Genomic DNA, 26,224 nt, shown 5'->3' with positions numbered 1-26,224 from the left:
AGGAATACGCCGAGGGCCGCCACACCTGAATCGGTGCGACGGCCCTCGTTTCACGTGAAACATTCGGGCGTTTCACGTGAAACACCCACGCCGGGGATGTGCGCGACTATCCGGTCGATCCTCCGAAGATGCCGCCATTGCCGTTGGCATTGCCTCTTGAGGTGTCGGCCGTGTCCGTGGCCGTCGGCGACGAGGTCACCCCGCCGTCCGTGGTGCCGCCGTCGGTGGTGCCGGCGTCGGTGGTGCCGCCGTTGTTGCCACCGTTGCCGTTGTTGCAGAGCCGGGTGAACCGGCAGGTCTCGCTCGCCGAGGGAGACGGGCTGGTCAGCGTCTCCGAAGGCGTCGGGCTCGGGCTCGCCTCCTCGCTCTCGGTGGCCGAGGGCGTCGGGGACGGCGAGGGCGCCGCGTTGACGACCTCACCGATGGGCTCGGGAGTCGGGAACTTCTCCGCCTCCTCGCCCTTCAGCGCCTCCGCCATGTAGTCGTGCCAGATCTGGGCCGGGAACGACGCACCGTGGATCTTCTTCTGGCCGCCCGTTCCGTACATCTCGAGGAACGTGCGGTTCTTCTTGGTCTCGTCGTCGTCGTACCGGAACATCGTGATCGACGTGGACAGCTGCGGGGTGTAGCCGACGAACCAGGCCGACTTGTTGCCGTCGGTGGTACCGGTCTTGCCCGCCACATCGCGGCCGGGCAGCTGGGCGTTGGTACCCGTGCCCTTCTCGACCACGGTCTTCAGGACGTCGGTGACGTTGTCGGCGACCGCCGGGGTGAAGGCCTCTTCGGACTTGACCTTGTGCGTGTAGACCGGGCCGTCCTTGCTGGTCACCGACTGCACGGAGTACGGGCTCCGCTGCTGGCCGCTGGCCGCGAAGGTGGCGTACGCGCCCGCCATCCGGATGGCGCTGGGGTCGGAGATGCCGATGGAGAAGGACGGGAAGCTGGTGCCGGTCAGGCTGGACTCCAGCAGACCCGCGTCCATGGCCGACTCCTTCACCTTGTCCAGACCGACATCCATGCCGAGCTGGACGAAGGCGGAGTTGACCGACTCCCGCATCGCCTCACGAAGATCGATCTGGTACTTGGGCGCGGCACCGTACGAGGCGTTGCCGTCGTTGGTCTGAAGCCACTCCTCGCCCTTCTCGTTCTTCCAGACCTCCCCGTTGTACTCCTTGATCTTGAGCTTGTTCTGACCGCTGAACAGGCTCTTCGGAGAGGGGATGGTGCGCTCGTCCTGCGCCTGCGACGCCAGACCCTTGGGATCCCGGACGCCCCACTTCATCGCCGCGGCGAGCACGAACGGCTTGAACGTGGAGCCGACCTGGGCACCGGTGGTGTCGGCGTTGTCGGTGAAGTGCTTGGTCGCGTCCTCACCGCCGTAGATGGCCTTGATGGCACCGGTCGCCGGATCCACGGACGCCCCGCCGAACTGGACGTGGGTGTCGGTCTCCGGGCGCTCCTTGGGCTTGATGCTCGCCTTCTGGACCTTGGAGACAGCCGCCTGGAGGGCCTTGACCTTGTTCTTGTCGAAGGTCGTGCGGATCGAGTAACCGCCCTGCGTGAGCTTCTTCTGGGTGATCCCGGTCTCGTCGCTGTGGGTCACCAGGTAGCTGTTGGCGAGGTCGACGAGATAGCCGACCTGGCCGCCGAGCTGGGTGTTCGAGCGCGGGTTCTTCCAGTCGGGCATCCTCGTGTACTGCGCCCGGACCTTGGGGTCTAGGTGGCCGTACTCGACCATCTTGTCGAGGGTGTCCTGCATCTGGCGCAGGGCCCGCTTGCTGTTCGCGTCGGCCGTGGCGGTCGTGTCGTAGGTGACACCGCCGGCGGGGTCGTAGTACGTGGCGCCCTTGAGCATCGCCGCCAGGAAGGCGCACTCGCCCGGGTCCAGCTTGATGGCGTCCTTGTTGAAGTACGCACGGGCGGCGGCCTGGATTCCGTAGGCGTTTCGCCCGTAGTACGCGGAGTTCAGGTAGCCCGCCATGATGTCGTCCTTCTTGACCGTGGCGCCCACCTTTATGGAGATGAAGATCTCCTTGAACTTGCGCGTGACGGTCTGCGACTGGTCGTCGAGGCGCGCGTTCTTCACGTACTGCTGGGTGATGGTGGATCCACCCTGGGTCTGACCGCCGCTCGCCATGTTCAGCACGGCGCGGGCGATGCCCTTGGGGTCGATGCCGCTGTCGGTGTAGAAGGTCTTGTTCTCCTGCGAGATCACGGCGTACTGCATCGCCTTGGGGATCTGCGACAGGTTGATGATCTGGCGGTTGGTCTCACCGCCCGTGGCGACCATCTGCGAGCCGTCGGACCAGTAGTAGACGTTGTTCTGGGCCGTCGCGGTGTCCGCGACGTTCGGCACGCTCACCATGGCGTACCCGACACCCGCGACGACCACCAGGCTGCCCACGAAGCCGATGCACAGGCCGGACACAAGCTTCCAGGACGGCATCCAACGGCGCCAGCCGTCCTTGCCGAAGCGCGGATAGTCGATGAGGCGCTTCTTGCCGGGCGCGGTCGCACGCCCCCTGCCTCGTCCAGGGCCGGCGGAACCGCCTTGGCGGCTTCCGGGGCCGTTGTCGGCCACTCTGCGGCGGCCTCCACCTCTCTGTGCCGCGCGTCGGGCCTCGGCACGGCTGCCGTACGACGACTCGGCGCCGTCCGGCTCATAGGAATCCGACCCGTACGAATCGGACAGAGACCCGGTGGCGCCTCGCGGTGCCGCGCGGCGACCGGAGGACGGACCGGACTGACCACGTCGGGTCGCGGCGCGTCCGCCTCCCTGCGGCTGCGGCGGTTTGCGACGGTGCTCGCTCATCGAACGATTACTCCTCGGGCAGGCGCACCTTTGCGCGCCTGGAAACGGCGGCTGGTTTCCGGTCCCCCCGAAGTACGGATGTGGTCGGTCTCGCATTCACCCGTACTGCACCGAGGACGAGGACGTCCCCAGGCGTCACTCGGTTCCCGGTGGTGTGCATGGCGCACAGACTACGCACCGCCAAAACCCGCCGAGCTCCGAAGTTCACCCCAAATCAGGCAACTTGCACACAACGAATCTGCGATGTGATCCCGTTCACCATCCCTCCCCTTGTCCCAGGAGGAAGGCCGTTCTATCGTGCTGATGTATCGAGTCGATACATCAGCACGACATAGACACCGTCACGGCCCGTCCGCGGCAGAGAGGAGGCGACGATGAGCCGGCGTTCCGGGATCCTCGAGTTCGCCGTACTCGGCCTGCTCCGCGAATCCCCGATGCACGGCTATGAGCTGCGCAAACGACTCAATACGTCACTCGGTGTGTTCCGGGCGTTCAGCTACGGAACGCTGTACCCCTGTCTCAAGACGCTGGTCACCAACGGCTGGTTGATCGAGGAGACGGGCCATGCGCCCGAGGACGCCCTCGCCGCTTCCCTCGCGGGGCGTCGCGCCAAGATCGTCTACCGGTTGACGGCGGAGGGTAAGGAACACTTCGAGGAACTGCTCTCGCAGACCGGCCCCGACGCGTACGAGGACGAACACTTCGCCGCTCGCTTCGCCTTCTTCGGGCAGACGTCACGCGACGTACGCATGCGCGTACTGGAGGGTCGCCGCAGCCGGCTGGAGGAGCGTCTCGAGAAGATGCGCGCCTCCCTGGCGCGCACCCGGGAGCGCCTCGACGACTACACGCTTGAGCTCCAGCGCCATGGAATGGAGTCCGTGGAGCGCGAAGTGCGCTGGCTGAACGAGCTCATCGAGAGTGAGCGGGCCGGGCGGGACCTCAAAGGTTCCGCCCCCGGGGGGCCCGCTCAGCAGGACAACACATCTGGAGCGACGGGCGGCCTGCCCCGGCCGGGGGTCGACCCCCGGCCGGATACGCCCGACGACACCGCCACGTGAGTCCCATTCAGGGCCTCACTCGTACACACAGGGAGCAACCGGAATGGGTTCGGTTCGCGTAGCCATCGTCGGCGTGGGCAACTGCGCTGCATCGCTGGTGCAGGGCGTCGAGTACTACAAGGACGCCGACCCGGCGTCCAAGGTCCCGGGCCTGATGCACGTGCAGTTCGGCGACTACCACGTCGGTGACGTCGAGTTCGTCGCCGCCTTCGACGTCGACGCCAAGAAGGTCGGCCTCGACCTCTCCGACGCCATCGGCGCCAGCGAGAACAACACCATCAAGATCTGCGACGTCCCGAACAAGGGCATCACGGTCCAGCGCGGTCACACCCTGGACGGTCTCGGCAAGTACTACCGCCAGACCATCGAGGAGTCCACCGAGGCGCCGGTCGACGTCGTCCAGATCCTCAAGGACCAGCAGGTCGACGTTCTCGTCTGCTACCTGCCCGTCGGTTCCGAGGACGCGGCGAAGTTCTACGCCCAGTGCGCCATCGACGCCAAGGTCGCCTTCGTCAACGCCCTCCCGGTCTTCATCGCCGGCACCAAGGAGTGGGCGGACAAGTTCACCGAGGCGGGCGTGCCGATCGTCGGCGACGACATCAAGTCGCAGGTCGGCGCGACCATCACGCACCGCGTGATGGCGAAGCTGTTTGAGGACCGCGGTGTCCGTCTTGAGCGCACCATGCAGCTCAACGTCGGCGGCAACATGGACTTCAAGAACATGCTGGAGCGCGACCGCCTCGAGTCGAAGAAGATCTCGAAGACGCAGGCCGTCACCTCGCAGATCCCCGACCGCGACCTGGGCGAGAAGAACGTCCACATCGGTCCGTCGGACTACGTGGCCTGGCTGGACGACCGCAAGTGGGCGTACGTCCGCCTCGAGGGTCGTGCCTTCGGCGACGTTCCCCTGAACCTGGAGTACAAGCTCGAGGTCTGGGACTCCCCGAACTCGGCCGGTGTCATCATCGACGCCCTGCGCGCTGCCAAGATCGCCAAGGACCGCGGCATCGGTGGCCCGATCCTGTCGGCCTCCTCGTACTTCATGAAGTCCCCGCCGGTCCAGTACTTCGACGACGAGGCCTTCGCCAACGTCGAGAAGTTCATCAAGGGCGAGGTCGAGCGCTAGGGAGACCGAGCGCCGAGCGTCGGCCGGGCATCACGCCGCGACGCTGACACTGCTCCTGCCAGGGCGGTTGAGGGTCCCCGGGTCGCACGACCCGGGGACCCTCCGCCATATGTGAGGCTGTGCCCCATGTCCGTCGTCCGCGATCTGCGCGTCCTGCTGCGCTTCGGGAACTTCCGGCGCCTGCTGGGCGTGAGGTTGCTCTCCCAGGGAGCCGACGGAGTCTTCCAGGTGGGCCTCGCCACCTATGTCGTCTTCTCACCGGAGAAGCAGACCTCGGCGTCCGCGATCGCCTCCGCGATGGCGGTGCTCCTGCTGCCGTACTCCCTGGTGGGCCCCTTCGCCGGTGTTCTGCTGGACCGCTGGCGCCGACGTCAGGTCCTGCTGTACGGCAATCTGCTGCGCACCCTGCTGGCCACGGTGACTGCGGCCCTGATGGTCGGCCGTGTCCCGGACTGGCTCTTCTACGTCTCCGCCCTGTGCGTCACCGCCGTCAACCGCTTCGTCCTCGCGGGACTGTCCGCCGCGCTGCCCCGTGTGGTGGACACCGAACGTCTGGTGATGGCCAACTCGCTCTCCCCGACCGCCGGAACGCTGGCCGCGACCGCAGGCGGCGGCCTCGCCTTCGCCGTCCGGCTGGTGGTCTCGGACTCCGATGCCGCCGTGGTGCTGCTGGGCGCCACGCTGTATCTGTGCGCGGCCCTCGCGTCGCTGCGGATGCCACCCCATCTGCTGGGCCCCGACAGCGCGTTGGTGCACCCCAGGCTGACGGCGGCGCTGAGCGGCACCGCCCACGGGCTCGCGGCCGGTGTACGGCATCTCGCCGAACCACGCAGGAGGGAGGCCGCCTGGGCGCTGGCCTCGATGACGCTGATGCGGTTCTGCTACGGCGCCCTGACCGTCATGGTCCTGATGCTCTGCCGGTACGCCTGGTCGTCCGACTCGAATGAGGGGCTGGCGCTGCTGGGCCTCGCGGTGGCCGTCTCCGGAGCGGGTTTCTTCGCGGCGGCCGTGGTGACACCGTCGGCGGTGGGCCGGCTCGGGCCGGGCCGTTGGATCGTCGTCTGCTCGGCGGCCGCTGCCGTTCTGGAGCTCGCCCTGTTCCTGTCCTTCACCGAAGTCGCCCTGTTCATCGCCGCGTTCGTCCTCGGCCTCGTCACCCAGGGGGCCAAGATCGCCACGGACACGGTCGTGCAGTCCTCCGTCGACGACGGCTTCCGTGGCCGGGTCTTCTCCTTGTACGACGTCCTCTTCAACGTCGCCTTCGTCGGTGCCGCCGCGGTGGCCGCCGTGATGCTCCCCCCGGACGGCCGCTCGGTGGCACTGGTGGTGTTCGTGGCGGCGGTCTACGGCGCGGTTGCGCTGGCTATGGCCCGCTTTGAGCACCGGTAAGTGTCACATCAAAGCCACAGAGTCCCCTCGAGAGAGCAAAGTCACCAGTGGGGCCCGGTAACTTACCTGGGTCTTACTTCTGATCAGCACATCCATGTCCTAGGGGGACTTCCACCGTGACAACTCCGCCGCCGCAGGGCCAGAACCCGTACGCCCAGACGCCTCCCCCGCCCGCGGGGCAGCAGCCGGTCCCGCCGCAGGGAGCTCCCTACGCTCCGTTCCCCAACCAGGGTGGCGCTCCGGTTCCGCCTCCGGCCGCTCCAGCCAAGAGCGCCGGCAAGAAGGTCATGCGCATAGTCGGCGTGATCGTCGTCGCCGTCATCATCGGTCTCATCAAGTTCGGCATCGGCTTCTGGGCCAGCGAGACCGACGCGGAGACCACCTCGGTGGGCGCCTGCATGCACAACGACGGCTCGGACAGCAACGCCGACCTCAACGAGGTCGACTGCTCCTCCAGCGACGCCCAGTACAAGGTCGTCAAGAAGTTCGACGACACCAGTGACGACAAGAAGTGCGAGGCAGTCACGGAGGCGACGGTCTCCTACATCCAGTCCGGCGGCGGCCACGACGTCGTTCTCTGCCTGAGCGAAATCAAGTAAGGCACTTGGGGGGCATGAGGCAGGGGCGGTGTTTCACGTGAAACACCGCCCCTGCCTCATACAGAACGGGGGCATGTTTCACGTGAAACATGCCCCCGTTTCGCACACCGTCAGCTCTGCTGACGCTCCGCGCGCGGTCAGCTCTGCTCGGCCCACCACTCCTTGAGCGCCGCCACCGCCGCGTCGAACTCCATCGGCCCGTGCTCCAGCCGAAGCTCCAGGAGATGCTTGTACGCCTGCCCGACGGCCGGGCCGGGACCCACGCCCAGGATCTCCATGATCTGGTTGCCGTCGAGGTCGGGCCGGATGGAGTCCAGCTCCTCCTGCTCCTTCAGCTGCTCGATGCGCTCCTCCAGGCCGTCGTAGGCCCGCGACAGCGCGGCTGCCCGGCGCTTGTTCCGCGTGGTGCAGTCCGAGCGGGTCAGCTTGTGCAGGCGATCGAGAAGAGGGCCGGCGTCCCGGACATAGCGGCGGACGGCCGAGTCCGTCCACTCTCCGGTGCCGTAGCCGTGGAAGCGCAGATGGAGTTCAACCAGCCGTGAGACGTCTTTCACCAGCTCGTTGGAGTACTTGAGCGCGGTCATGCGCTTCTTGGTCATCTTCGCCCCGACCACTTCGTGGTGGTGGAACGAGACCCGGCCGTCCGTCTCGAAACGCCGCGTACGCGGTTTGCCGATGTCGTGCAGCAGCGCGGCCAGCCGGAGGGTGAGGTCGGGACCGTCCGCCTCCAGCGCGATCGCCTGCTCCAGGACGATCAGGGTGTGCTCGTAGACGTCCTTGTGCCGGTGGTGCTCGTCACTCTCCAGACGCAGCGCCGGAAGCTCGGGAAGCACATGATCGGCCAGCCCCGTGTCGACGAGCAGGCTCAGCCCCTTGCGCGGGTGCGCGGACAGGATGAGCTTGTTCAGCTCGTCCCGCACCCGCTCGGCCGAGACGATCTCGATCCGGTCGGCCATCTCCTTCATCGCGGCGACGACCTCGGGGGCGACCTCGAAGTCGAGCTGGGCCGCGAAGCGCGCGGCCCGCATCATCCGCAGCGGGTCGTCGGAGAAGGAGTCCTGCGGAGTGCCCGGAGTGCGCAGCACGCGGGCCGCGAGGTCGGCACGGCCGCCGTGCGGATCGATGAACTCCTTCGCCGGCAGCGCCACGGCCATCGCGTTCACCGTGAAGTCACGGCGGACGAGATCCTCCTCGATGGAGTCGCCGTAGGAGACCTCGGGCTTGCGCGAGGTCCGGTCGTACGCCTCGGAGCGGTAGGTGGTCACCTCGATCTGGTAGCCGTCCTTCTGCGCCCCGACCGTGCCGAACGCGATCCCGACCTCCCACAGGGCGTCCGCCCAGGGCCGGACGATCTTCAGTACGTCCTCGGGACGGGCGTCGGTCGTGAAGTCCAGATCGTTGCCGAGCCGGCCTAGCAGCGCGTCCCGGACCGACCCGCCGACCAGGGCGAGGGAGAACCCGGCCTCCTGGAAACGGTGGGCGAGCTCATCGGCGACAGGAGCGACCCGCAGCAGTTCACTGACCGCGTGGTGCTGCCCCTGGCTCAGGGCGCTGGAGGTGTCTTCGTTGGCGTTCGGCACAACAGAAGAGGGTACGTGGCCGGGGCGACCGGAGGCGTCCGCATTAATCACGCGCAGACATCCCGGCCGATACGCTCGCAGAGTGCGCCTTTGTGAACCTAGATCGAAGGTTCTCTTCTATATCGGCAGATAGGGGTCCGGCCTGCCGGCACTCCCCGATCTTGTAGTGCAGTCCGCGGCACTTCCCCTCAGCGCACATCGTTACCATGCGTGGACGCACATTCCAACGACCACTGACGACGACGAGGGACGGGCGAGCGCGTGGCCGAGGCGGCAGACTTCCAGGGGACCAGTCCCTCACCTGCCCGCCGGTTGCTGCGGTGCACCGGAGCACTGCTCGCCGGGGCACCGTTGCTGGCCGGTCTGCTCCAGCTGCCCGCTGCCGCCTCGGCGCAGGCAGCGGTACAGGGCTCCGCGAAGGCGGCCTCCGGCTCCCGCGCCGTGTCCGTCGCCGTCGACACGCTCACCCCGTCCGTGCCGACCGACGGGGACACCGTGACCGTCTCCGGCACGGTGACGAACAACGGCAAGCAGGCGGTCAGCGACGCCCATGTGGGCCTGCGGGTGGGCTCCGTGCTGACCACCCGCTCGGCGATCGACGCCACCGCCGACCGCACCGGTTACTCCGGCGCGGACGGCTCGGAGGTCGGCGGCTCGTACGTGCAGGAGTTCCCCGAGCTCGCCCCGGGCGTCGCGCAGCACTTCAGCATCTCCGTGCCGGTCGACAAGCTGGACCTCGGCAAGGACGGCATCTACCCGCTCGGCGTCTCCCTCTCCGGGCAGACGGCCGCACAGCCGTGGGAGCAGGTGCTGGGCATCCAGCGGACGTTCCTGCCGTGGCAGCCGGACGAGGCGGACACGAAGACGAAGACGACGGTGCTGTGGCCGCTGATCTCGACCGTCCACATGACGGCGGAGACCGGCTCGAACGAGCAGCAGACACCGGTGTTCCTCGACGACGACCTGGCCCAGGAGATCTCCCCGGGCGGTCGTCTCGACCAGCTGCTGTCCCTGGGCAAGAGCCTGGACGTCACCTGGGTGATCGACCCGGACCTGCTCGCCTCCGTCGACGCCATGACCCGCAGCTACAAGGTGCGGGGCCCCGAGGACACCACCACGGCGGGCACCCACCAGGCGATCGCCAAGGCGTGGCTGGCCGAACTCCAGAAGGCGGTGGTGGACAAGGACGTCGTCGCCCTGCCCTTCGCCGACCCCGACCTGGCGGCCCTCGCCCACAACGGGACAAGCGTCACAGGCTCACTCAGTCACCTCAAGGCGGCCTCCGACGTGGTCGCCAACACGGTGGAGCCGATTCTCCATGTGACACCGAACACAGACTTCGCCTGGCCCGTCGACGGCGCCGTCGACCCGTCGATCGTCAAGGTCGCCACCTCCGCGGGCGCCGACAAGGTGATCGCGCGCAGCGACAGCCTGGTGGAGACCGGTGGCCTGTCCTACACCCCCTCGGCCGCCCGCCCCCTCGGCGGCGGCACCACGGCGGTGGTCGCGGACTCACGGCTGTCCAAGGCGTTCCAGGGCGATCTGACGAAAGCCTCGGACTCCACGCTCGCCGTGCAGCGGTTCCTGGCCCAGAGCCTCGCGCTCAACCTCCAGACCGACAAACAGCGCAGCATCGTCGTGGCACCGCAGCGCATGCCGTCCGGCACCCAGGCGCAGGCGATGGCCGCGGCCCTGAGCGCCCTCCAGAGCGGGAACTGGTCCCAGTCGCAGGAGCTCACGGCGGCCGCCAAGGCCAAGCCGGACCCGGGCGCCACCACCAAGATCCCCTCGGCGTCGAAGTACCCCTCCGCGCTGCGCAGGAAGGAACTGCCGCGGTCGGCCTTCGCGCAGATCGCCGGCACGCAGGACACGCTCGACAACTTCCAGGTGATCCTCACCGACGAGTCCCGGGTCGTGACCCCGTTCGGCCGGGCGCTGAACCGTGAGATGTCCACGTCGTGGCGTGGCCTGCCGGTCGAGGCAAGCACCTTCCGCCAGGACGTCGAGAGCTACCTCGACACGCTCACCGCCCAGGTCAAGCTGATCGACAAGTCCGACACCAAACTCTCCGGACGCAGCGCCACGATCCCCGTGACGGTGCAGAACAATCTGGTGCAGGGCGTCGACCATCTGGTGCTGCGGCTCACCTCGACCAACTCGACCCGGCTGAAGATCAGCGGCAAGCCCTACTCCGAGCAGCCCATCGCGGTCTCCGGCGGGCACAGCCAGACGGTGAAGTTCCCCACGTCCGCCAACGTCAACGGCCAGACCACGGTGATCGCCCAGCTGTACACGCAGGACGGCCAGGAGTACGGCGCACCGGTGACCTTCGACGTGAAGGTCACCGAGATCACGGCCACGGTGATGCTGGTCATCGGCGGTGGCGTCCTGCTTCTGGTCCTCGCCGGGTTCCGCATGTACACCCAGCGCAAGCGCGCGGCGGCCCGCGAGGGCCAGGAGGACGGCCCCGACGAGGGCGGTGAGGGCGGCGGGGCCGACGAGCCGACCGAGGGCCCGTTGAACCCCGAGGGGCCCCGCAGCCGTCTCAAGGAAGAGTCCGGCAGCCGGTCCGGGGAAGACGCCCCGGAGCAGCCGAGTGACCCGACGCCGGACACCGCAGCGGAAAGCGTCGACCCGTCCGGCACGGGTGAGAGAGTGGACCGTTGAGGATGTCGTGGCCGGTGGGCCCGGGACGATGAGGTGGGGTAAACCATGAACGCGCCGTACGACGGTGACCGCGGCCAGGCCGCGGGCGGCTCGGGCCACCCCGAGGGCCCGCCGCCCGAGCATGGCCAGGTGCCGCCGCAGCACCCGGCGGACATGTACCTCCAGGACGCCTACGACCAGGACCCCTACCGGGCACAGGACCTCTCCGCCCAGGATCCGGTCGCCGAGGCGCTCTACGACCGTGCCGCGCACCCTCCGCCGCCGCCGGGCACGTACGAGCCGCAGCAGCCGCTGTACGGCCAGCCGCAGCAGTCGCCGTACGCTCCCGACCCGCGGGTCTGGGCACAGCCCCCCGCGCCGGAGCCGGCCGGTCCGACCCAGTACCTGCCCTTCGGCGAGGACCCCCGAACCACCCAGTTCGTGGGCGTCGACGACCTGGTGACCCGGGCCGGTGAGGAGCGTCACGAGACGGACGCCTTCGCCCACCTCTTCCAGGACCAGCAACAGGGCTCCGTACGCCCGCAGGTGGACGCCATGGCCGCGCCCGGACCTGCCACCTCCCCGGTGGCGGCTCAGGGGCCCGTGGGGCACCACCAGGCACCGGCGACGCCGCCCGCGGCCGAGGCTCCCGCGCCGGCTCCCGCCGCGAAGAAGGGCGGGCGGGCCTCGGGCCTGCTGAAGTCGAGCGCCGTCATGGCCGCGGGCACGATGGTCTCCCGCCTCACCGGCTTCGTCCGCTCCGCGCTGATCGTCTCCGCCCTCGGTCTCGGCCTGCTCGGCGACTCTTTCCAGGTCGCCTACCAGCTGCCGACGATGATCTACATCCTGACCGTCGGCGGTGGCCTCAACTCGGTCTTCGTCCCGCAGCTCGTGCGGGCGATGAAGGAGGACGAGGACGGCGGCGAAGCCTTCGCCAACCGACTGCTGACCCTGGTGATGGTGGCACTCGGCCTGCTCACGGCGCTGGCGATGTTCGCCGCACCGCTGCTGGTCCGCATGCTCTCGATCCCGGTCGCCAACGACCCCGCGGCCAACGGCGTCGCCGTCACCTTCACCCGTTACTTCCTGCCCTCGATCTTCTTCATGGGCGTGCACGTGGTGATGGGGCAGATCCTCAACGCACGCGGCCGGTTCGGCGCGATGATGTGGACCCCGGTCCTGAACAACATCGTCATCATCGTGACCCTCGGCATGTTCATCTGGGTCTACGGCACCGCGGGCAGCTCGGGGATGACGGCGGGCAACATCCCGCCGGAGGGTCAGCGACTGCTCGGCATCGGTGTCCTGCTCGGCCTCGTCGTCCAGGCCCTCGCGATGATCCCGTACCTGCGGGAGACCGGCTTCCGGCTGCGGCTGCGCTTCGACTGGAAGGGCCACGGCCTCGGCAAGGCCGCGATGCTCGCCAAGTGGACGGTGCTGTTCGTCCTCGCCAACCAGGCGGGCGCCATGGTCGTCACTCAGCTGTCCACCGCCGCCGGCAAGGACTCCGGCGTCGCGGGCACCGGCTTCGCCGCCTATGCCAACGCCCAGCTGATCTGGGGCCTGCCGCAGGCCATCATCACCGTCTCCCTGATGGCCGCGCTGCTGCCGCGGATCTCCCGCTCGGCGGCCGAGGGGGACGGCGGCGCCGTCCGCGACGACATCTCCCAGGGTCTGCGCACCACGGCGGTCGCGATCGTGCCCATCGCCTTCGGCTTCCTCGCGCTCGGCATCCCGATGTGCACGCTGATCTTCGGCTCCTCGGGCACCAGCGAGGCCACCAACATGGGCTTCATGCTGATGGCCTTCGGCCTCGGTCTGATCCCCTACTCCGTGCAGTACGTGGTCCTGCGTGCCTTCTACGCCTACGAAGACACCAGGACCCCCTTCTACAACACGGTCATCGTGGCCGCGGTCAACGCGGGTGCCTCGCTGCTGTGCTACTTCCTGGTCCCGGCGCGCTGGGCCGTGGTCGGCATGGCCGCCGCGTACGGCCTGGCCTACGCCATCGGCGTCGGCATCGCCTGGCACCGGCTGCGCAAGCGTCTGGGCGGCGACCTGGACGGCACTCGGGTGCTGCGCACCTACGCGCGGCTGTGCATCGCCTCGGTACCGGCCGCCCTGCTGGCGGGAGCGGCCTGCTACGGCATCGCGCAGACGATCGGCCAGGGGGCCGCGGGTTCCTTCGCCGCTCTGCTGGTCGGCGGTGTCGTTCTGCTCGGCGTCTTCTACCTGGCGGCCCGCCGCATGCGCATCGAGGAACTCAACTCCCTCGTCGGCATGGTGCGCGGGCGCCTGGGGCGCTGAAGTGGGGGTAGGCGCACAACCATCGTGCGCCATCGTGTGTCGTGCATAGCAGCGGACTGTGGGCACAATTGGATTCGACGTCGTAGGGCGCGCAATGGATGGGGAGGCAGGGACGACGGTGGCAGAACGTAGTACGGCTGCCGTCGACGTGGCAGACAACGGTGGCGACAAGCCGCCGGCCGCGCAGGCGGACCAGTCCACGGCCGACGGGGTGGCCCAGAACCGGGAGCGGGACACGGACATCGACGAGGCACAGGGGAGTGGCGGGACCGAGAGTCCCGAGAAGGCCTCACCGCCCGAACTGCACAGCGGCCACAAACTCGCCAGGCGGTACCGCCTCGAAGAGTGCGTCACCCGTCTGGACGGATTCAGCAGTTGGCGCGCGGTCGACGAGAAACTTCGTCGCGCCGTCGGCGTCCACATCCTGCCGGCGGACCATACGCGGGCCCGTTCGGTACTGGCCGCCGCCCGTTCGTCGGCACTGCTGGGTGATCCCCGGTTCGTGCAGGTACTGGACGCCGTCGAGGAGAACGACCTCGTCTATGTCGTCCACGAGTGGCTGCCCGACGCGACCGAGCTGACCGCGCTGCTGTCCGCCGGCCCGCTGGAGCCGCACGACGCCTACCAGATGGTCAGCCAGATCGCCGGGGCGATGGCCGCGGCCCACCGTGAGGGGCTCGCGCATCTGCGCCTGAACCCCAACGCGGTGCTGCGCACCTCCACCGGGCAGTGGCGCATCCGCGGCCTCGCCGTGAACGCCGCGCTGCGCGGCATCAGTTCCGACACCCCGCAGCGCACGGACACCGAGGCGATCGGTGCCCTGCTGTACGCGGCCCTCACCCAGCGCTGGCCGTACGAGAACGACGCCTACGGCCTGTCCGGCCTGCCCAAGGACGTCGGCCTCATCGCACCCGACCAGGTGCGTGCCAACATCCACCGCGGGCTGTCCGAACTGGCCATGCGCGCGCTCGCCAACGACGGCGCCACGGCATCCCGTCACGAGGCCGCGTGCACGACGCCCGAGGAGCTGGTGAAGGCGATCGGCGAGATGCCCCGCATCCGTCCGCCGGAGCCGGCGTTCACGGGACCGCCCGAGTACCAGCGCACGACGTACCAGCAGGGCACCTACGGGCGCCCTGCAGCGCATCCGGGGGTCACCCAGACGCTGCCACCGACCCCGCCGCCGCCATTGCAGAGCCGTACCGGCAAGGCTCTGAAGTGGGCTGTCTCGGCGCTTCTGATCGCCGCTCTCGGCCTGGGCAGCTGGCAGCTGGCGGACGCCCTGATGGACCAGAGCAACTCGCCCGACGACACCAGTCAGACGACGGACGACGGCGACAAGGCCAGTGAGTCGCCCAGGCCCGACCCCAAGCCGATCACCATCCGGGATGCGACGGAGTACTACCCGGACGGCAAGCCCCAGCACGCCAACGAAGTGAAGCTCACCTATGACGGCGACCCTTCCACCTACTGGCGTTCGTACCGGTTCTCCGACGGGCCCGAGCTCGCTCCCTACAAGGAGGGCGTGGGCATCGTCTACGACCTGGGCTCCGCCCAGAGCGTGTCGGAAGCCTCGATAGGACTGGACTACGGCGGCGACCACACGACGGTGTCCCTGTATGCCACCGATTCGCTGTCGTCGTCGGCACCTCTCAGCTCCATGACGCAGTTCGCCAAGGGCCAGACCTCGGGCACCGAGCTGAAGATCACGGCCAAGAAGGCGGTGAAGACCCGGTACGTGCTCGTCTGGATGACTGCCATGCCCTATTCGGGCCAGAAGGGGTACAGCGGTCCCGGCTACAAGCAGGCCATCACCGATGTGAAGTTCGCGGGCTGACGTCTCGCCGAAGGGGGAGGGGGTCCGATGGCAGATGGCACCGCGTACGGCGACAGAAGCGATCAGGACCTCCTCACCCTCCATACGGAGGGTGATCCGGACGCCTTCGGTGAGCTCGTACGGCGCCATCGCGACCGCCTCTGGGCGGTCGCGCTGCGCACTCTGGGCGACCGCGAGGAGGCCGCTGACGCCGTCCAGGACGCCCTCGTCTCCGCCTACCGGGCCGCCCACACCTTCCGCGGTCAGTCGGCTGTCACGACGTGGCTGCATCGCATCACGGTGAACGCCTGTCTCGACCGTGCCCGTAAGGCGGCCTCCCGCAAGACCTCGCCGGTCGACGACACCGAGCGTCTGGAACAGCTGCTGGAGCCGCACGAGTCGGCCTCGGCCCCCGCCGAGCGCAACGATCTGCACCGCGAGCTCCTGGAGGCGCTGGGGACGCTCCCGCCCGATCAGCGGGCCGCTCTCGTCCTGGTCGACATGCAGGGCTACCCCGTCGCCGAGGCCGCCCGTGTGCTCGACGTACCGACCGGGACGGTGAAGAGCCGCTGCGCCCGGGGCAGAGCCAGACTCCTGCCCCTGCTCACTCATCTGCGGCCGGAAAAAGCCGGTGACGACAGCTCTGTGAGCCAGGGGCGGAACCGGGCGGAGGGGACATCCGTCCCACCGGCAGCGGGACCGCACGAGAAGGATTCCCGTGATCCGGGATCAAGCGACTCAGCTGCTGTGAAGGGCGGAGGTGGGCGAGCGTGACATCCACGACGGACATGGCCGGGCACCCGGATGTCGCGGAGATCTCCGACCTCACCGAAGGTCTGCTGTCACCGGCCCGCACCGCGCAGGTACGCCGGCATCTGAACAGGTGCGAGCTCTGCGCGGATGTCCACGCCTCCTTGGAGGAGATCCGGGAACTGCTCGGGACGGTCCCCGGACCGCCCCGTATGCCCGCCGAGGTCGCGGCCCGTATCGACGCCGCTCTCGCCGCCGAGGCGCTGCTCGACGCCACGGCACCCACTGCGGGCGGCCTCTCGGCACCGACGGCCCCTCCTCGGTCCGCTCGGCCCGTTGGGGACAGCACGCGTGTTTCACGTGAAACATCGGCTACCACGGACCGCCCCTCGGGCCATGCGCGCACCGCCTCCACCGGACCAGGACGCAGGAGCGGCCGGGTGCGCGGGCGCCGCAGGGTGGTCGTCCTGGGGGTGGCTTGCACGGCCGCCGTCCTGACCCTGGGCGCGATACTGCTGTCCTCCCTCTGGAACAACCCCTCGTCCGGGAACACGGCCCGCGGGCACCAGTCCAAAGCCGCGGACACCTTCTCCGAAGGAAAGCTCGAGGGCCAGGTCGCCACGCTCCTCGCCCAGAGCACAGGCAGCTCGGAAGCCCCGAACAGCCTCGGTGCGGAGTCCGCTCCCGGCACGGTGAAACCGAAGATCCTCCGCCAGGCCACGATCCCGCCCTGCATCCAGAAGGGCATCGGTCGCAACGACGCGGCACTCGCGACCGAGCAGGGCATCTATCAGGGCACGGACGCCCTCCTCGTGGTGCTTCCCAACCCCTCCGACAGCACCCGGGTCACCGTCTACATCGTGGATGCGACCTGTCTGAGTCGGCCGTCGGCCGCCCCCGCCAAGGTGCTGCTCACCCACTCCTACACACGCTCCTGAGCCCGCACACCGCGCCTCAGGCCTCTCTCCTTCCTCTGTGGTGTCCCGTTCGGTGACGCGTCTGGGTGTGCCCGGACACAGCGGGAATGCGCGCCCCTTAGGATCCGTTGGGTGGGGTGAGAGTCTCGACAGGGTCTCCACCGGCCGTACGACGCAGTCCAGAGACGAGGAATCAAGTCGTGAGCGACGTCCGTAACGTGATCATCATCGGTTCGGGGCCCGCCGGCTACACGGCGGCGCTGTACACCGCACGCGCGTCGCTGAAGCCGCTGGTGTTCGAGGGCGCCGTCACCGCGGGTGGCGCACTGATGAACACCACCGAGGTGGAGAACTTCCCCGGCTTCCGCGACGGGATCATGGGCCCCGAGCTCATGGACAACATGCGTGCCCAGGCCGAGCGCTTCGGCGCCGAGCTGGTTCCGGACGATGTCGTCTCCGTCGACCTGACCGGTGACATCAAGACCGTCACGGACACCTCGGGCACGATCCACAAGGCCAAGGCCGTCATCGTCACCACCGGCTCGCAGCACCGCAAGCTCGGTCTGCCCAACGAGGACGCGCTCTCCGGCCGCGGCGTCTCGTGGTGCGCCACCTGTGACGGGTTCTTCTTCAAGGACCAGGACATCGCCGTGATCGGCGGCGGTGACACCGCGATGGAGGAGGCGACCTTCCTCTCCCGGTTCGCCAAGTCCGTGACGATCGTGCACCGCCGTGACACCCTGCGCGCCTCCAAGGCGATGCAGGAGCGTGCCTTCGCCGACCCGAAGATCAAGTTCGTCTGGGACAGCGAGGTCGCCGAGATCCACGGCGACCCGAAGCTGGCCGGCCTGAAGCTGCGCAACCTCAAGACCGGCGAGCTGTCCGACCTGGCGGTCACCGGCCTGTTCATCGCGATCGGCCACGACCCGCGTACCGAGCTGTTCAAGAGCCAGCTCGACCTCGACGACGAGGGCTACCTCAAGGTCGCCGCACCGTCCACGCGAACCAACCTGACAGGTGTCTTCGCCGCCGGTGACGTGGTCGACCACACCTACCGCCAGGCGATCACCGCTGCCGGCACCGGCTGCTCCGCCGCCCTCGACGCCGAGCGCTTCCTCGCCGCTCTGGCCGACGAAGAGCAGGCCGAGCCCGAGACGACCTCTGTCTGACCCCCATCCTCCCCACGCATAACCAGTAAGGAGCCCGCTGTGGCCGGCACTCTGAAGAACGTGACTGACGCCTCCTTCGATGAGGACGTCCTCAAGAGCGACAAGCCCGTCCTGGTGGACTTCTGGGCCGCCTGGTGCGGTCCCTGCCGCCAGATCGCGCCCTCGCTCGAGGCGATCGCCGCCGAGTACGGCGAGAAGATCGAGGTCGTCAAGCTCAACATCGACGAGAACCCGGACACGGCTGCCAAGTACGGCGTCATGTCGATCCCGACGCTGAACGTCTACCAGAACGGCGAGGTCGCCAAGACCATCGTCGGCGCGAAGCCTAAGGCCGCGATCGTCCGCGACCTTGAGGACTTCATCGCCGAGTAGCGTGCGAAGCCGTCTCATCGACGGCGCATGTTTCACGTGAAACACGAATGGGCCAACCCCGATGGGTTGGCCCATTCTCATATCGGCCGTAGCTACAGCGGCCGCAGCGCCGGCTCCTTCTGCACTGCTCCCAGCAAGCGGTCCAGCGCCATCTCCACGTCTTCCTTCCAGGAGAGCGTCGTCCGCAGCTCCAGCCGCAGTCGCGGATACGTGGGATGCGGGCGGACCGTCTTGAAGCCCACGGCGAGCAGATGGTCGGCAGGGAGCACGCAGGCCGGCTCCTTCCAGCGGGCGTCACCGAAGGCTTCGATCGCCTTGAAGCCACGACGCAACAGATCCTTGGCCACCGTCTGCACCATCACCCGGCCCAGCCCCTGCCCCTGGTAACCCGGCATGATGAAGGCGGTCATCAACTGCACGGCGTCCGGCGAGGCGGGACTTGTGGGAAAGGCCGTGGAGCGGGGCACATAAGCGGGCGGCGCGTAGACCACGAAGCCCACCGGCACATCGTCGACGTAGACGACCCGACCGCACGATCCCCAGTCCAGGAGGACCCCGGAGATCCAGGCTTCCTTCTCCATAGCGGGTGTACCCGCCTTCAGCGCGGCTTCACCGCTGACAGGATCCAGCTCCCAGAAGACACACGAGCGACAGCGCTGGGGAAGGTCCTGAACGTTGTCCAGCGTGAGCGGTACGAGCCGACGCCCCATGAAGGCTGTTCCTCGCTTCCTTCGCCCGCGGCCTCGCGGGCGGCTGCCAGAACGTTCCGTTCCCTGAGCAAGCTGCCGACGAACCCGCCTACCGCGCCCAGTCCGAGCGCCACGCTCACCAGTCCGGTCCGGCTCATCATTCGCATGGCCCCGGCCTCCCCATCAGAGGTGCTGCCAAAGGTGAATGCGTCTTACCCCCTCGCATCGTATCCACGATGCGATTACGTCGATACCGCCTGAAAGCAAAGAGCAGGCCGTGTTCCGGCATACACCGGACACGACCTGCTCTGGCTGGCCCATGCGGGCTCAGTCCTCCGAGTCGGCGGACTCGCTCTCCTGAAGGTCCTCCTGAAGGTCCTGCTGAAGTACCGGACCCTCGCCCGGAGCGAGCGATCCCAGGATCCGCTCCAGATCCTCCATGGAGGCGAACTCCACGGTGATCTTGCCCTTCTTCTGCCCCAGGTCGACCTTCACCCTGGTCTCGAAGCGGTCCGAGAGACGAGTCGCGAGGTCGGACAGCGCGGGAGAGACCCGCCCTCCGGCTCGCGGTCCCTTGGCTCGCTGTGCCGTCTGCGGCCGCGACCCCATGAGGGTCACGATCTCCTCGACGGCGCGCACCGAGAGACCCTCGGCCACGATCCGGTGAGCCAGACGGTCCTGCTCCTCCGAGTCGTCGACCGAGAGCAGTGCCCGGGCGTGTCCGGCGGAGAGCACCCCGGCGGCCACACGGCGCTGGACGGCCGGCGAGAGCTTGAGTAGACGCAGGGTGTTGGAGACCTGAGGGCGGGACCGGCCGATGCGGTCAGCCAGCTGGTCGTGGGTGCAGTTGAAGTCCTTCAGCAACTGGTCATAGGCCGCCGCCTCTTCCAGCGGATTCAGCTGCGCCCGGTGCAGGTTCTCCAGGAGCGCGTCCAGGAGAAGCTTTTCGTCGTCCGTGGCCCGCACGATCGCCGGGATCGCCTCAAGCCCCGCCTCGCGGCAGGCCCTCCAGCGCCGCTCGCCCATGATGAGCTCATAGCGCGCGGGACCCAGCTGACGCACGACGACCGGCTGAAGGAGACCGACCTCCTTGATGGAGGTGATCAGCTCCTGAAGGGCGTCCTCGTCGAATACCTCACGCGGCTGCCGAGGGTTCGGCGTGATGAAGTCGAGTGGGAGCTCGGCGAAGTGTGCACCCACCGGAGGCGCGGGCGTGTCCGCGGAACCGCTCAGCGGCAGATCGTCTGTTTCACGTGAAACAGACGGCAGCGTGGCCACCTTGGCCGCGGCCACACCGCGGTCCGCGGTCAGCACCGGAGCCGGCCCGGAAGCCGCGGCTGCGGCTCCCCCTATGGCAGGCGGAGCCTGTGTCATCTCCGTCGGCGCAGCAGGGATCAGCGCGCCGAGCCCGCGGCCCAGCCCCCTCCGTCGCTCACTCACTGGATCCCCTCCACCATGTTCGGGTCGCTCGGAGCGCCGATGTGGGCGTGCGTCGCGTCGTACCGGACGCCCACACCCCTCAGCGCGATTTCTCGTGCCGCCTCAAGATAGGAGAGGGCACCACTCGATCCTGGATCGTAGGTCAGCACCGTCTGCCCATAGCTCGGCGCCTCGGAGATACGGACCGAGCGGGGAATGCTCGTCCGCAGCACCTCCTCACCGAAGTGGGTGCGCACCTCTTCCGCGACCTGGGACGCCAGGCGGGTCCGGCCGTCGTACATGGTGAGCAGGATGGTCGACACGTGCAGGACGGGGTTGAGGTGCCCCCGTACCAGGTCGACATTGCGCAGCAGCTGCCCCAGACCTTCCAGCGCGTAGTACTCGCACTGGATCGGGATGAGGACCTCTTGGCCCGCGACCATCGCGTTGACCGTCAGCAGACCGAGCGAGGGCGGGCAGTCGATGAGGATGTAGTCCAGCGGCTGCTCATACGCCTGGATCGCCCGCTGAAGGCGGCTCTCGCGCGCCACCAGGGACACGAGCTCGATCTCGGCACCGGCGAGATCGATCGTGGCGGGGGCACAGAAGAGCCCCTCGACATCCGGAACGGGCTGGACGACCTCGGCCAGAGGCTTGCTGTCGACCAGGACGTCATAGATGGACGGGACCTCTGCGTGATGGTCGATCCCCAGGGCAGTGGATGCATTGCCCTGCGGGTCGAGGTCGATCACGAGGACACGGCCACCGTGCAGGGCCAGGGAAGCGGCAAGGTTGACGGTGGTCGTCGTCTTGCCGACGCCACCCTTCTGGTTGGCCACGACCATGACACGGGTCTGGTGGGGCCGTGGCAGACCCTCGCCGGCGCGGCCGAGCGCCTCCACCGCCAATTGGGCAGCACGACCGATCGGTGTGTCGTCCATGGGGGGCGGTGTTTCACGTGAAACATCCTCCCCCATCGACTCGGTACGGGGACCGGGGACCGGATCGGTCATCGGTCCCGCGATGTTGGCGTCGGACCGCAAGGATTCACTCTCCTCGACTTCAAGCTCGCAATGAACAGAGCCTCCCATGTCTTCGGGGTCGTGAACCAGTGAGCCCTGGGGTTCTGTGGAGAAATCCACCTCTGTGGACAACTCCGTGCCCCCCGCGAGGGACATCTCGGCCCTGGAGGCAGGGGCCTCGCTGCGGGATCCAAGAGGCTTACGGTCGCGAGGTTGGGCTGCGGCGTGGCTTCGGCCGATGATTCCGTGCAGCAGGGAGCGATGTTTCACGTGAAACAAGATGCACAGCGGTTGCGGCCGGGCCTTCGCGACACTCCGGGCCGCGTAGACGGGGAAGCTTGTGTGGAGTAGGTCTCACCCTCACGAAGGATCAGAGACACTCATCACAGTGGACGTCAGTACTAGCGGCGACGCCGCGTTCGGCTCGTCCGGGCAGCCTTCGCACGCTTCGCCGCGAACCGTACGCCGCCGGGGCTTTCCCCGACCTCGACCCGGACCACCGTGGACAGCGGGTCCACCACACCCTCGCCCACATGCAGGATGGACGTCTCCACGGCGCCGAGCTTGCTCAGCGCGGTCGCCGCGCTCTTGAGCTCCTCCTCCGCGGTGTCGCCCTTGAGCGCCAGCATCTCCCCGTACGGCCGCAGCAGCGGGATGCCCCAGGTGGCCAGCCGGTCGAGCGGAGCCACGGCCCGGGCCGTCACGACATGGACCGGCTGAACCTTGCCCATGACCTCCTCCGCGCGACCACGGACCACGGTCACATGGTCGAGCCCCAGGAGTTCCACCACCTCGGTCAGGAAGTTCGTACGCCGCAGCAGGGGCTCCAGAAGGGTGATCTTCAGGTCCTCCCGTACCAGCGCCAGCGGGATACCGGGCAGACCCGCGCCCGAACCGACGTCGCACACCGTCACGCCCTCGGGTACGACCTCGGAAAGCACCGCACAGTTCAGCAGGTGCCTCTCCCACAGGCGTGGCACCTCCCGTGGGCCGATCAGCCCACGCTGGACTCCTGCCTCAGCCAGGAGCTCGGCGTACCGGACCGCATCATCGAAGCGATCGCCGAATACCTCACGCGCCTGTTCGGGCGCGGAGGGGAGCTCCGCTGCCTCCGTCACGGGGGACCGTCCTTCCGTACCGCATCGGCGCTCCGAGCGCCGACCACCAGAACCATCAGGCTGACAAAGATCGGCCCCGCCTGCGCAACAGACGGGGCCGGAGAGATGTACGTACCGAATCAGTTGGGCAGTACGACGACGAACCGCTGCGGCTCCTCGCCCTCGGACTCGCTGCGCAAGCCCGCCGCCTTGACCGCGTCGTGCACGACCTTGCGCTCGAACGGGGTCATCGGCTTCAGCTTCACCGGCTCACCGGTGCTCTTCGCCTCGGCCGCGGACTTGGCCCCGAGCTCGGAGAGCTCGGCACGCTTCTGCGCGCGGTAGCCGGCGATGTCCAGCATCAGTCGGCTGCGGTCCCCGGTCTCCCGGTTCACGGCCAGGCGGGTCAGTTCCTGAAGAGCCTCGAGCACCTCGCCGTCGCGGCCGACCAGCTTCTGAAGATCCCGGCCGCCTGCGTCGCTGATGATCGAGACCGAGGCGCGGTCGGCCTCGACGTCCATGTCGATGTCGCCGTCGAGATCAGCGATGTCCAGCAGACCCTCGAGGTAGTCCGCGGCGATCTCACCCTCCTGCTCCAGGCGGGACAGGGTGTCTGCACCCTCGACAGCGGCGGAGGTGGTGCCTTCCGTCACGGGATGGGCTCCTTCTTACTTCTTGGACGGGGACTTGGGGCGCTGCGGGCCCTTGCGCTGACCGGACTGGGCCCTGCTGCGGCTGTTGCCGTTACCCGGCTTCGAGGCGGGGTTCTTCGCCGCGGCAGCGGGCTTGGCGTCCTGCGGCTCGTCCTGCGGCTCGTCCTCGGACTTGCTCAGCGACGTCGTGGGCTGCTCGGTCTCACCGGCCGGCTTCGCGGTACCGGTCTGACGCTGCGCCTTGGTCTGGCGCTTGGGCTGCTGCCGCTTGGCCACGGGTGCCGTCGACACGCCGTCCTCGGTCTCGAGGGCGACCTGGCTCTCGGCCTTGGCCACGTTGCCGTCGGCCTGCGCCGCGAGACCGGCCTTGCTCAGACCGTTGATGAACTTCCGCTCGAACTCGTTGCGGTCGCGGCCCTTGGACACGATGGCCTTGACGATGGCCTTCTCACGGCGGTTGCGGGTCTTGCCGTGGTTCGTGACGTGCTTGTGCAGGCGCTCCAGGTACGCGGCCTGAGCCTTGGAACCCGGGGTCGGGTTGTTGTGGATCACGTACATCTGCTGGCCCATGGTCCACACGTTGGTGGTCAGCCAGTAGACGAGGACACCGACCGGGAAGTTGATACCGAAGACGGCGAACATGACCGGGAAGACGTACATCAGCATCTTCTGCTGCTGCATGAACGGCGTCTTGACCGTCGTGTCGACGTTCTTGGTCATCAGCTGGCGCTGCGTGTAGAACTGCGAGGCCGACATCAGAACGATCATGATCGCGGTGACGACCCGGACGTTGGTGATGTCGGCGCCGAGCTGGGAGACCGCGGCCGCGCTGTCGGTGAACTTCGCGGCGAGCGGGGCGCCGAAGATGTGCGCCTTACGGGCGCTGGCGAGCAGCTGCTCGTCGATCACACCGATCGTCGTGCCGGTCGCGATGCCGTTGAGCACGTGGTACAGCGCGAAGAAGAACGGAGACTGCGCCAGGATGGGAAGGCACGAGGAGAGCGGGTTGGTACCCGTCTCCTTGTACAGCTTCATCATCTCTTCGGACTGGCGCTGCTTGTCGTTCTTGTAGCGCTCCTGGATCTTCTTCATCTCGGGCTGCAGCGTCTGCATGGCCCGGGTCGCCTTGATCTGCTTCACGAAGAGCGGGATCAGGCAGATGCGGATCAGGATCACCAGGGACACGATGGACAGGCCCCAGGCCCAGCCCGTGTCGGGGCCGAAGACCTTCCCGTACACCGAGTGGAACTGGACGATGACCCAGGAAACGGGTGTCGTGATGAAGCTGAAGAGGCTGGCAATCGTGTCCACTAATCATGCTCCTTGGACATGGGACGGGGTCTCTGCGGCCGGGCTCGAGGGGCGGTCGGACGTCCCCTGTCCCTCGGTGGCCGGTTCGGCGGCGGAGGTCCCGCCCTTGCGTGCGCGCCATGCGTCGCGCAGCAGTTCGTGCCACCGCGGACGCTTGCGCGGCGGAACATGGTCCACGCCACCGAGCGACCACGGGTTGCACCGCAGGATGCGCCAGGCGGTGAGTGCCGTTCCCTTGATCGCGCCGTGCCGGTCGATGGCCGTATAGCCGTAGTGGGAGCACGACGGGTAGTACTTGCAGACCGGTCCCAGCAAGGGACTGATCGTCCACTGGTACAGCTTGATCAGAACCAGCAGCGGGTACTTCATCGCGCGCCCCCTCCCAGCAGCCGCTGAACTGCGGCGTCCAGGTCTCGGGCCAGCTGTGCATGGTCGGCGTCGCCCGCTTCGGGCAGCGCTCGTACGACTACCAGGCTACCGGGGGGAAACAGGGCGACTCGGTCCCGCATCAGATGGCGCAGTCTGCGCTTCACCTTGTTGCGCACGACCGCGCCACCCACGGCCTTGCTCACGACGAAACCCGCACGCGTCTGGGGAGCGCTCTCCCCAGGCGCGTGCGGGTCCGTGACACCGCTACGAAGGTGGACGACGAGGAGCGGGCGTCCTGCCCGACGACCCCGTCGTACTGCGGTCGCGAAGTCCTCGCGCCGCCTCAGCCGATGCTCGGTAGGCAGCACGACGTCACGACCTGTGAAATCAGGCGGACAGGCTGGCGCGACCCTTGCTGCGGCGGTTCGCCAGGATCGCGCGACCGGCACGGGTGCGCATCCGCAGGCGGAAGCCGTGGGTCTTGGCGCGACGACGGTTGTTCGGCTGGAAGGTGCGCTTGCTCACTCGGGGGCTCCAGAAGTCAATCGGTAGTTGCGGGGTGCCGTCCTGGCTGTCACCGTGCGCCCACGAGTAGCTCGCGTTTCGCCCGAGTGCACCGCTTCCCGATCACCGAAACGCGATCTGTGCCCATCGGAGGCAGGCGGCAGCAGCCATCGACAACTCGACCTGGTTACGGTACGCGGGGCTACGCCATCCGGTCAAACCGGCGCTTGCTGAGGGACACTATCCACAGGCTGGGGACAACAACTTGAACCACACCCGCTGCCCTGACTACCGTGGCTGAACTCCGATTCGTTCCCTTGACCCCTGCCCCACCCGATTTGAAATCCCGATCCGTCCCGCAAGCGCAACCGCGTGGGACCCCGTGAGAGAGCGTGCCCTGTGGCTGACGTACCTGCCGATCTTGCCGCAGTGTGGCCACGCGTACTCGAACAACTCCTGGGCGAGGGGCGCGGACAGGGCGTCGAGGTCAAGGACGAGCACTGGATCCGGCGCTGCCAGCCGCTCGCGCTGGTGGCGGACACGGCCCTGCTCGCCGTGCCGAACGAGTTCGCGAAGAACGTGCTCGAAGGACGCCTCGCCCCCATTGTCAGCGAGAGCC

Annotated in this window: 22 protein-coding genes and 1 pseudogene; 12 read left to right on the top strand and 11 right to left on the bottom strand. The window is 68.0% G+C overall.

What is annotated here, in order from left to right; translation table 11 throughout:
• Window positions 1-106 precede the first annotated feature (106 nt).
• Window positions 107-2,812 carry a transglycosylase domain-containing protein gene (locus FNH09_RS15895; RefSeq protein ID WP_152888326.1) on the bottom strand — a complete coding sequence of 902 codons (2,706 nt, stop codon included), beginning with the start codon at window positions 2,810-2,812 and terminating at the stop codon, window positions 107-109.
• 374 nt (window positions 2,813-3,186) lie between these two features.
• Between FNH09_RS15895 and FNH09_RS15890 the strand changes: the two genes are divergently transcribed.
• The 4 genes from FNH09_RS15890 to FNH09_RS50175 all read left to right on the top strand — a co-directional run bounded on the left by FNH09_RS15890 (window position 3,187) and on the right by FNH09_RS50175 (window position 6,984).
• A complete protein-coding gene (locus FNH09_RS15890) occupies window positions 3,187-3,870 on the top strand; it encodes a PadR family transcriptional regulator (RefSeq protein WP_152888324.1) in 684 nt (227 codons plus the stop codon).
• 43 nt (window positions 3,871-3,913) lie between these two features.
• Window positions 3,914-4,996 carry an inositol-3-phosphate synthase gene (locus FNH09_RS15885; RefSeq protein ID WP_152888322.1) on the top strand — a complete coding sequence of 361 codons (1,083 nt, stop codon included), beginning with the start codon at window positions 3,914-3,916 and terminating at the stop codon, window positions 4,994-4,996.
• A gap of 126 nt (window positions 4,997-5,122) precedes the next feature.
• Window positions 5,123-6,385 carry an MFS transporter gene (locus FNH09_RS15880; RefSeq protein WP_152888320.1) on the top strand — a complete coding sequence of 421 codons (1,263 nt, stop codon included), beginning with the start codon at window positions 5,123-5,125 and terminating at the stop codon, window positions 6,383-6,385.
• 287 nt (window positions 6,386-6,672) lie between these two features.
• The gene (locus FNH09_RS50175) at window positions 6,673-6,984 is read left to right on the top strand and encodes an LppU/SCO3897 family protein (RefSeq protein ID WP_375973538.1); all 312 of its coding nucleotides are present in this window, start codon (window positions 6,673-6,675) and stop codon (window positions 6,982-6,984) included.
• A gap of 137 nt (window positions 6,985-7,121) precedes the next feature.
• Here the strand turns inward: FNH09_RS50175 and FNH09_RS15870 are convergent, their stop codons facing one another.
• Window positions 7,122-8,564 carry a CCA tRNA nucleotidyltransferase gene (locus FNH09_RS15870; RefSeq protein ID WP_162468649.1) on the bottom strand — a complete coding sequence of 481 codons (1,443 nt, stop codon included), beginning with the start codon at window positions 8,562-8,564 and terminating at the stop codon, window positions 7,122-7,124.
• A 261-nt stretch (window positions 8,565-8,825) separates the two neighbouring features.
• Between FNH09_RS15870 and FNH09_RS15865 the strand changes: the two genes are divergently transcribed.
• The 7 genes from FNH09_RS15865 to trxA all read left to right on the top strand — a co-directional run bounded on the left by FNH09_RS15865 (window position 8,826) and on the right by trxA (window position 18,541).
• Window positions 8,826-11,231: a DUF6049 family protein gene (locus tag FNH09_RS15865; protein ID WP_162468648.1), complete on the top strand. Its 2,406-nt coding sequence runs from the start codon at window positions 8,826-8,828 to the stop codon at window positions 11,229-11,231.
• Between the two features lie 45 nt (window positions 11,232-11,276).
• Window positions 11,277-13,517, top strand: a complete 2,241-nt coding sequence (murJ, locus tag FNH09_RS15860) for a murein biosynthesis integral membrane protein MurJ (protein ID WP_152888316.1) — start codon at window positions 11,277-11,279, stop codon at window positions 13,515-13,517.
• A gap of 118 nt (window positions 13,518-13,635) precedes the next feature.
• Window positions 13,636-15,354 carry a protein kinase family protein gene (locus FNH09_RS15855; protein ID WP_162468647.1) on the top strand — a complete coding sequence of 573 codons (1,719 nt, stop codon included), beginning with the start codon at window positions 13,636-13,638 and terminating at the stop codon, window positions 15,352-15,354.
• A 27-nt stretch (window positions 15,355-15,381) separates the two neighbouring features.
• Entirely contained in the window at window positions 15,382-16,107 is a 726-nt protein-coding gene (gene sigM, locus FNH09_RS15850) for an RNA polymerase sigma factor SigM (protein WP_152888312.1), read from the top strand.
• Complete coding sequence (locus FNH09_RS15845) at window positions 16,104-17,021, top strand: anti-sigma factor (protein ID WP_162468646.1); 918 nt, start codon at window positions 16,104-16,106, stop codon at window positions 17,019-17,021. The genes sigM and FNH09_RS15845 overlap by 4 nt, the downstream gene beginning before the upstream one ends.
• Window positions 17,022-17,200: 179 nt before the next feature.
• On the top strand, window positions 17,201-18,169 hold the full coding sequence (trxB, locus tag FNH09_RS15840; protein ID WP_162468645.1) for a thioredoxin-disulfide reductase: 969 nt from the start codon (window positions 17,201-17,203) through the stop codon (window positions 18,167-18,169).
• 39 nt (window positions 18,170-18,208) lie between these two features.
• Window positions 18,209-18,541 (top strand): thioredoxin, encoded by a 333-nt coding sequence (gene trxA, locus FNH09_RS15835; protein WP_162468644.1) that lies wholly within the window; start codon window positions 18,209-18,211, stop codon window positions 18,539-18,541.
• 92 nt (window positions 18,542-18,633) lie between these two features.
• Here trxA and FNH09_RS15830 read toward each other — a convergent pair whose 3' ends face one another.
• The 9 genes from FNH09_RS15830 to rpmH form a co-directional block, all read right to left on the bottom strand.
• Window positions 18,634-19,251, bottom strand: a complete 618-nt coding sequence (locus FNH09_RS15830) for a GNAT family N-acetyltransferase (protein ID WP_152888310.1) — start codon at window positions 19,249-19,251, stop codon at window positions 18,634-18,636.
• 306 nt (window positions 19,252-19,557) lie between these two features.
• Window positions 19,558-20,670, bottom strand: a complete 1,113-nt coding sequence (locus FNH09_RS15825; RefSeq protein ID WP_162468643.1) for a ParB/RepB/Spo0J family partition protein — start codon at window positions 20,668-20,670, stop codon at window positions 19,558-19,560.
• Window positions 20,667-21,740 carry a ParA family protein gene (locus FNH09_RS15820; RefSeq protein ID WP_152888366.1) on the bottom strand — a complete coding sequence of 358 codons (1,074 nt, stop codon included), beginning with the start codon at window positions 21,738-21,740 and terminating at the stop codon, window positions 20,667-20,669. Before FNH09_RS15820 ends, FNH09_RS15825 begins: the two co-directional genes overlap by 4 nt.
• A gap of 332 nt (window positions 21,741-22,072) precedes the next feature.
• Entirely contained in the window at window positions 22,073-22,789 is a 717-nt protein-coding gene (gene rsmG, locus FNH09_RS15815; protein WP_162468642.1) for a 16S rRNA (guanine(527)-N(7))-methyltransferase RsmG, read from the bottom strand.
• A 119-nt stretch (window positions 22,790-22,908) separates the two neighbouring features.
• A complete protein-coding gene (locus FNH09_RS15810; protein WP_162468641.1) occupies window positions 22,909-23,421 on the bottom strand; it encodes a R3H domain-containing nucleic acid-binding protein in 513 nt (170 codons plus the stop codon).
• A 15-nt stretch (window positions 23,422-23,436) separates the two neighbouring features.
• Window positions 23,437-24,732, bottom strand: coding sequence for a membrane protein insertase YidC (yidC, locus tag FNH09_RS15805; RefSeq protein ID WP_162468640.1), 1,296 nt, complete (start codon window positions 24,730-24,732; stop codon window positions 23,437-23,439).
• 3 nt (window positions 24,733-24,735) lie between these two features.
• Window positions 24,736-25,101 carry a membrane protein insertion efficiency factor YidD gene (gene yidD, locus FNH09_RS15800; RefSeq protein WP_152888308.1) on the bottom strand — a complete coding sequence of 122 codons (366 nt, stop codon included), beginning with the start codon at window positions 25,099-25,101 and terminating at the stop codon, window positions 24,736-24,738.
• The gene (rnpA, locus tag FNH09_RS15795; RefSeq protein ID WP_162468639.1) at window positions 25,098-25,469 is read right to left on the bottom strand and encodes a ribonuclease P protein component; all 372 of its coding nucleotides are present in this window, start codon (window positions 25,467-25,469) and stop codon (window positions 25,098-25,100) included. Before rnpA ends, yidD begins: the two co-directional genes overlap by 4 nt.
• A gap of 19 nt (window positions 25,470-25,488) precedes the next feature.
• The gene (rpmH, locus tag FNH09_RS15790) at window positions 25,489-25,626 is read right to left on the bottom strand and encodes a 50S ribosomal protein L34 (RefSeq protein WP_005482975.1); all 138 of its coding nucleotides are present in this window, start codon (window positions 25,624-25,626) and stop codon (window positions 25,489-25,491) included.
• Between the two features lie 378 nt (window positions 25,627-26,004).
• Between rpmH and FNH09_RS15785 the strand changes: the two are divergent.
• A pseudogene (locus FNH09_RS15785) lies at window positions 26,005-26,224 on the top strand (DnaA N-terminal domain-containing protein); the annotation flags it as partial.

The organism is Streptomyces adustus, assembly GCF_009377175.1.
GTDB lineage: Bacteria > Actinomycetota > Actinomycetes > Streptomycetales > Streptomycetaceae > Streptomyces > Streptomyces adustus.
This window is presented reverse-complemented; position numbering and strand designations above follow the sequence as displayed.

Bases quoted from the DNA above. Each gene is read 5' to 3' on its own strand.
- FNH09_RS15895 (WP_152888326.1), bottom strand. From the start codon at position 2,812: ATGAGCGAGCACCGTCGCAAACCGCCGCAGCCGCAGGGAGGCGGACGC.
- FNH09_RS15890 (WP_152888324.1), top strand. From the start codon at position 3,187: ATGAGCCGGCGTTCCGGGATCCTCGAGTTCGCCGTACTCGGCCTGCTC.
- FNH09_RS15885 (WP_152888322.1), top strand. From the start codon at position 3,914: ATGGGTTCGGTTCGCGTAGCCATCGTCGGCGTGGGCAACTGCGCTGCA.
- FNH09_RS15880 (WP_152888320.1), top strand. From the start codon at position 5,123: ATGTCCGTCGTCCGCGATCTGCGCGTCCTGCTGCGCTTCGGGAACTTC.
- FNH09_RS50175 (WP_375973538.1), top strand. From the start codon at position 6,673: ATGCGCATAGTCGGCGTGATCGTCGTCGCCGTCATCATCGGTCTCATC.
- murJ (WP_152888316.1), top strand. From the start codon at position 11,277: ATGAACGCGCCGTACGACGGTGACCGCGGCCAGGCCGCGGGCGGCTCG.
- sigM (WP_152888312.1), top strand. From the start codon at position 15,382: ATGGCAGATGGCACCGCGTACGGCGACAGAAGCGATCAGGACCTCCTC.
- FNH09_RS15830 (WP_152888310.1), bottom strand. From the start codon at position 19,251: ATGGGGCGTCGGCTCGTACCGCTCACGCTGGACAACGTTCAGGACCTT.
- FNH09_RS15820 (WP_152888366.1), bottom strand. From the start codon at position 21,740: ATGGGAGGCTCTGTTCATTGCGAGCTTGAAGTCGAGGAGAGTGAATCC.
- yidD (WP_152888308.1), bottom strand. From the start codon at position 25,101: ATGAAGTACCCGCTGCTGGTTCTGATCAAGCTGTACCAGTGGACGATC.